Below are 5,892 nucleotides of genomic sequence, written 5' to 3' on the forward strand. Positions count from 1 at the left end.
CAAAACCACCCTCGCCGCGTTGATCGCGGGCACTCACCAGCCGGACAGCGGCACCGTCACCCGGCAAGCACGCACCGCAGTAATCACGCAGGAAGTACACGTGTTCGCCGGCACGCTGCGCGACAACCTCACCCTCGCAGCACCAGACGCCACAGACGAAGACATCCACACCGCGGTGGCCGCCACCGACGCTGAAGGGCTCCTCAACCTGCTGCCCGACGGGCTCGATACGGTCGTCGGCACCGGCGGGCAGGAACTGACCCCCGCACAGGCCCAACATGTCGCGCTTGCTCGACTCATGCTGGCAGATCCCGAGCTGGCGATCCTTGATGAGGCGACCGCCGAAGCCGACAGCGCTGATGCCGGAAAACTTGACCGCGCCGCCGACGCCGTGCTGGCCGACCGCACGGGGCTCGTCATCGCGCACCGACTCTCTCAAGCCGCCGCCTGCGACCGCATCCTCGTCATGGCCGCCGGGAGGATCGTCGAGGACGGCAACCACGACACCCTCATGGCCGCTGGGGAAACGTACGCCACTCTCTGGAATGCCTGGCGAGGCGTTCATGGCGGAAAGAACTAAGCCGCGAACGAGCCGCCCTGCCGCACAGGAGCTGCCGTCTTCGAATAAAGAACGTGCCAGTGAGACTACCCGCGCGGCGAGGGATCCCGACCCGGGACGAGAAAATTCCCACCTGCCACCGCGGATGCGTGGACTCCATCGCCCCGTATCTGTGCAAGAGCGAGTCTCCGTGCAGCGGACCGAACTGGTGTGCGTCGATCAGGTGAAGGTCGTATTTACTCTTTCAGGCTGGGCCTGCATTACGTCCGCCGAGGATTGTGTTCCTATTGGACCGGGCACGATCGTGACGATACCCGCAGGCTTACCGTCCAGAGGGCATCCAGAGGGGCACACACGGACCATCACGATCTACTTTCACGCGGACTATCTAGCTGCACAGTTGCGCTGGCTCCCGGGAGTGCACCCACTGGTGCATGCGCTGCAGCAAGCTATGCGCCGGGACCGTCGGCTTGGTCGGTTGCAGTTGCCCGCGCAATCGATGGATTGCCTGGGTCCGCTGCTAGTGCAGATGGCGAAGCTTCCGGAACACATACACGCTGAGTTCACATTGCTGTCCATCGTGGCAGAAGTGTTCGCTCTTGTCGGGACTCTTACTGGTTCGCCAGAGAGGTCGGCAGGTGACGCTCTGGCGAGATTGCAGAAGCCCCGGCACGAGGTCGTCGCGGCGATCAGTCTCATGCGCCAGAACCTTGAGCGTGCGTGGCGCATCGAGGATCTCGCCGCGGAGGTTGCTCTCTCAGCCTCCCAGTTGCGGCGCTCATTTCGTGAACAGGTTGGGCTTGCTCCCTCCACATACCTGAGACAGTTGCGGGCAGAACGGATGGCCGAATTGCTAGTCACGACCAGCGTCAGCGTCAGTGAAGCCGCGTTGGAGGCCGGATGGCCGGATCCGTCGGTAGCGTCCCGGGCGTTCACGCATCGGTACGGGGTGAATCCGAGCCGTTTCCTCCCCACTGTCCGAAACCGCTCAGCACGTGAAGATCCATGACGAGATCGCATCAGGTGCGATTCGTCATCGTCCGGCGTTGATTGCCGATCGTGTGTGGGAGAAATCTGGCGCTGAGCTCCACGAGGCACAGGCACCTCGTGGAGCTCAGATCCGGCTCGCCGGGATTGGCTTCCGCGCGGCGGCGGCGGTGGGGCTGTGTCGGCTCGTCGTGGTCGGTGTGGCCCGTACCTGCTGAGTGAGCCTGTTCGTCGCACACGAGCGCGGACGGGCCCCGAACAGCAGGGAGCCACCGTCATGTCCGACCCCACTCCGCCGACCAGAGCGCCGCTGACCGAACTACCCGAGCCGGTGTTCACCGATGACCGGGCGACGCTTTACCTCGGTGACGCTGTGGAGCTCCTCCCGCTCCTGCCCGAGGCCAGCATCGACGCTCTCGTCACCGACCCGCCCTACGGGTTGAGCTTCAACGGGCAAGCTTGGGACGACGCCTCAGGGTTTCGGGAGTCCCTCCCGCACATCGACACCAGTGCGATGAGTGCACCGGAGGTCTTCGAGACCTGGTGCACGGCCTGGGCCGCAGGCGCACTGCACGCGCTGAAGCCGGGTGCGCATGTTGCAGCGTTCGGCGGTGCACGCACCTGGCATCGAATGGTGCGTGGGATCGAGAATGCGGGGTTCGAGATCCGCGACCAAATTGCATGGCTGCACACCACCGGGATGCCCAAGAGCATGGACCTCTCGCACGCCATCGACAAGCACCACGGTATGCAGCGCACCGACCGGATCGTGCAGACCACCGATCATGACGGGGTGCTCGGCGCGACCCGCACGGTTCTGTCGAAGGGCGCCCCGGTGACGGAAGATGCACAGCAGTGGGAGGGATGGGGTACGGCGCTGCGGCCCGCATTCGAGCCGATCATCATCGCCCGCAAGCCACCCGAAGGAAACCTCGTCCGCAACGTTCTCGAGCATGGCGTCGGTGGAATCAACATCGACGACGGCAGGTTCGCTGACGGCCGGTGGCCGACGAACGTCGCGTTCGATCCGGGTCAGGCGGATGCGTTGGATGTTTTGACGGGGACGTGGCAGGGCGAGTCGTTATCGCGGAAGTTCCCGATCTTCCGTTTCGACCGCAAACCCAACGCCGCCGAGCGCCCTCGAGCATTCGGCGTCTCGCACACGACCGTGAAGCCCTTGGCGTTGATGCGCTGGCTGGTCACGCTTGTGACTCCACGGGGTGGCATCGTGCTGGAGCCGTTCGCAGGATCGGGCACGACGGCAGAGGCTGCAGTCGAGGCGGGATTTCAGGTGGTCGCGATGGAGAAGAACGCAGAGTACGCGCCGTTACTCCACTCGCGAATGGATCGGTCATCTCAAGCATGACTGGCTTAGGAGGGTGGGACTCACCGACACGGAGGTCTCTCCTTGCGCAGTCCCTCGGGTCGTGCAGACAGCCCTCTGGAATGCGTGTCATTGGCAGTTGGTTTTGCGCAATGGGCGGCCGTCGTTCATGTTTAGGTGGCGCTGGCGGGCAGGGTGAGAGTGACGTCGAGTCCGCCGGTGTCTCTTGCTGAGAGCGTGAGCGTTCCGTGATGTTGCTTGGCGATTGCGTCGACGATGGGGAGCCCAAGGCCGGTGCCGGAGGTAGGTGTCGCGGTGTGTCGGGTGTGGTGTCCACGGTTGAACGGCTCGATGAGCTTGGCGGCGACTTCTGGCGCAATAACGTGGCCACCGTTGGAGACGGTGAACACGGATGTTCGGTCGTTCGTGCTGGTGGTCACGATGATCGGTTCGTTCGTGGTTCCGTGGAGGATTGCGTTGGCGATGAGGTTGTGGACGGCCTGCATGATGAGGATCTGGTCGCCAGTGGTCTCCGCATCGCTCAGGTTGGTATGCACTCGGTGACCAATCCCGGCGATTTCGTCACGCAGCGCCTCGAGGGCGATCGCGACGGTGGCGGCGAGGTCGATGGGGTGTGCTTCGTCAGAGGCGAGGTCGCGGGATCGTGCGAGTTGGAGGAGCGCGGTGAGGATGCTCTCGGACTTCTGGGTCGCATCGATCGCTCGGGTCATCGCTTGGCTCGGTTTCTCGGCTACTTCGTCGTGGAGGAGTGAGCTTTCGAGTACGGCGCGGATTCCTGCGAGCGGCGTGCGGAGCTCATGGGAGGCGTTGGCGACGAAGCGGTCTTGCTGCTCGAAGGCGGCGTGCAGCCGGCGGAGCATGTCATCGATGGTGTCGCCGAGGACTTTGATCTCGTCTTCCGGTCCGGGCAGGTCGAGTTGCTGGTTCAGGGTGGAGCCAGTGATCTGTCGAGTGAGGTGTGTCACATCGGCGACCCGGCCAAGAGAGCGGCGGGCGACGAGCCAAGTCGCGAGTCCGGCGAGGATCACCATGATCCCGGCGATGACGGCAGAGACAAGCATGACCGTGTTGGCTAGTTCGTTCGCGACTTCGAACACAGCTCTGCTCGCGGCGTCATGTTCCTCGGGATAGTCACCCTGGGAGGAGGTACCCGTGGAGGCGCCGATGGAGACCTCGACAACGTAGTGGAGGAGGAAGTACTCCGCGATAAGCAGGAATGCCGCGGCGAGCGCGAAGGCTGCCGTGGACCATGCCGCGAGACGGAGAGCAAGCGGACTTCGCCTGCCGGATGTTGGCGTGCTCATGGCTGCCTGACCCGGTAGCCATGACCGGGCTCGTGCTCGATGAGGTCCGGGCCGATCTTCTTCCTGAGTGAATGGATCAGTACCCGGACGACGCCTCGGCTGAGCGTGTCGGGAGTGTCCCAGGCGATGTCGAGCAACTGTTCCGAACGCAGCGGTGCGCCGTCCGCGCGGAGCAGGGCTTCGAGGACCTCGAACTCTTTGGGCGAGAGACGCACCGACTCGTGGTTGAGCCATACGGTGCGTCTGATGGTGTCGACGCGGAGTGAACCGTGTTCGATGACGGGAGCGACGACCGAGCGTGTCCGGCGCCCGAGCGCTCGGATTCGTGCGACGAGTTCGACGAACGCGAAGGGTTTGGTGAGGTAGTCGTCTGCGCCGAGGTCCAGCCCCTCGACGCGGTCGGTGACGGACGACGCGGCGGTGAGCATGAGCACGCGGGTGTCGTCGTTGAACTCACGCAGGTTGCGGCAGACCGCGTCCCCGGACATCCCGGGCAGGTCCCGGTCGAGGACGAGGACGTCGATGTCGATCTCGCTGAGCCGCTCAAGGGCGGTGATGCCGTCGAGGGCGATATCGACAGTGAAACCCTCAGCCGTCAGCCCGTCCCGCAAGGTGTCAGACAGGAGAGGGTCATCCTCTGCGACCAGAATTCGCATGGGCTTACCTCCTCCGTTTTGTTGCCTTCTCTGTTCATCAGAGTATGCCGACACCCCTGTTAGTTCCGCGTCAGGAGCGCGCTAACGGCCCGCGAACGGTGACCTCCGTAGAACTGGTGTTGTCCCGATCACACGGCACAGGAGGCAGAACCATGAGACGAACGATGAGAACAGCGATTGCGTTTACGGGGGCGATGGCGGTGATGGTGCTGATCGCTGGCTGCGTCACAACGGAGGGCGAGTACGACGGCGGCAGCACTGGCGAGGAGAAACTTGCGGGGAGTCTGAGCGAGCTGTTCGAACAGGCACTGGATGACGAGACGAACCCGTTCGTCATCGACGTGCTCGATCGGGCGATCGAGACGGGAAAGATCGCCCAAGAGGACTATGACGAGGCGCATCGCCTGTACCGGGTGTGCATGAGCGATGCCGGCTATGAGGAGAGCTACGAGCAACTTGCGAACGGCAGTTACAAGATCGCGCCCCCGGCTCTGGACGGGCAGGAAGCGGTCGAGGAGTACATGTCGGTGGGATCCGATTGCTCCGATGAACTCGCGCCGGTTGAGTCGCTGTTCATTCTGCAGCAGGGCAACCCGGATCTTCTTGCCGACCCCGAACAGGTCGTCGTTCAGTGCCTCAATGAGGCAGGGCTTGTCGGGGCCGACTACACGGCCGAAGACTTCCGCGAGGACCGAGATGCCCGCTTCCAGCAGGCCCCGTACGACCCGATGTCCGCGGAGGCACAGGAGTGCTTCAGCAACGCCGGGTTCAGCATTTCGGTCGGTGAATAATGAGGCGAGCACCCGGGGCTCTGGGCATCGTCTGCACCGTCGTTCTCGTTGGTGCGGCTGCCGCGACGGGCTACTTCCTGCGGCCTGTTGACCCGCCGGAGATGTTGCAGGCGTCGCAGCCGATGATGAGCGCCCCTGCCACGACGCAAGTATTCGATGACGCACGGCGGGTTCAGGTGAGGCTCGTCCCTGGCCCCGATGTGACCCTCACCTCGAACTTCTCCGGCGTTGTCACTCACACGAGTTGCAC

7 protein-coding genes are annotated in these 5,892 nt (G+C 63.8%); 5 read left to right on the top strand and 2 right to left on the bottom strand.

The window, feature by feature from the left end:
• The 4 genes from ACTICP_RS15500 to ACTICP_RS15515 all read left to right on the top strand — a co-directional run.
• On the top strand, positions 1 to 580 hold a 580-nt coding region (locus ACTICP_RS15500; RefSeq protein ID WP_441893884.1), incomplete at its 5' end, for an ATP-binding cassette domain-containing protein.
• 676 nt (positions 581 to 1,256) lie between these two features.
• Positions 1,257 to 1,568 carry a helix-turn-helix transcriptional regulator gene (locus ACTICP_RS15505; RefSeq protein ID WP_441893896.1) on the top strand — a complete coding sequence of 104 codons (312 nt, stop codon included), beginning with the start codon at positions 1,257 to 1,259 and terminating at the stop codon, positions 1,566 to 1,568.
• Positions 1,555 to 1,764: a hypothetical protein gene (locus tag ACTICP_RS15510; protein ID WP_441893886.1), complete on the top strand. Its 210-nt coding sequence runs from the start codon at positions 1,555 to 1,557 to the stop codon at positions 1,762 to 1,764. The genes ACTICP_RS15505 and ACTICP_RS15510 overlap by 14 nt, the downstream gene beginning before the upstream one ends.
• 59 nt (positions 1,765 to 1,823) lie before the next feature.
• Complete coding sequence (locus ACTICP_RS15515) at positions 1,824 to 2,912, top strand: DNA-methyltransferase (RefSeq protein ID WP_441893888.1); 1,089 nt, start codon at positions 1,824 to 1,826, stop codon at positions 2,910 to 2,912.
• A 131-nt stretch (positions 2,913 to 3,043) separates the two neighbouring features.
• Here ACTICP_RS15515 and ACTICP_RS15520 read toward each other — a convergent pair whose 3' ends face one another.
• Together ACTICP_RS15520 and ACTICP_RS15525 are read right to left on the bottom strand one after the other, a co-directional pair.
• A complete protein-coding gene (locus ACTICP_RS15520; RefSeq protein ID WP_441893890.1) occupies positions 3,044 to 4,195 on the bottom strand; it encodes a sensor histidine kinase in 1,152 nt (383 codons plus the stop codon).
• Positions 4,192 to 4,851, bottom strand: coding sequence for a response regulator transcription factor (locus tag ACTICP_RS15525; protein WP_441893892.1), 660 nt, complete (start codon positions 4,849 to 4,851; stop codon positions 4,192 to 4,194). The genes ACTICP_RS15520 and ACTICP_RS15525 overlap by 4 nt, the downstream gene beginning before the upstream one ends.
• A 164-nt stretch (positions 4,852 to 5,015) precedes the next feature.
• Between ACTICP_RS15525 and ACTICP_RS15530 the strand changes: the two genes are divergently transcribed.
• Positions 5,016 to 5,642 (top strand): hypothetical protein, encoded by a 627-nt coding sequence (locus ACTICP_RS15530; protein ID WP_441893894.1) that lies wholly within the window; start codon positions 5,016 to 5,018, stop codon positions 5,640 to 5,642.
• Positions 5,643 to 5,892 lie beyond the last annotated feature (250 nt).

It is taken from the genome of Microbacterium sp. (assembly GCF_052102115.1).
Lineage (GTDB): Bacteria > Actinomycetota > Actinomycetes > Actinomycetales > Microbacteriaceae > Microbacterium.

Coding starts and splice junctions, on each gene's coding strand:
- ACTICP_RS15520 (WP_441893890.1), bottom strand. CDS start 4,195: ATGAGCACGCCAACATCCGGCAGGCGAAGTCCGCTTGCTCTCCGTCTC.
- ACTICP_RS15505 (WP_441893896.1), top strand. CDS start 1,257: ATGCGCCAGAACCTTGAGCGTGCGTGGCGCATCGAGGATCTCGCCGCG.
- ACTICP_RS15525 (WP_441893892.1), bottom strand. CDS start 4,851: ATGCGAATTCTGGTCGCAGAGGATGACCCTCTCCTGTCTGACACCTTG.
- ACTICP_RS15515 (WP_441893888.1), top strand. CDS start 1,824: ATGTCCGACCCCACTCCGCCGACCAGAGCGCCGCTGACCGAACTACCC.
- ACTICP_RS15530 (WP_441893894.1), top strand. CDS start 5,016: ATGAGAACAGCGATTGCGTTTACGGGGGCGATGGCGGTGATGGTGCTG.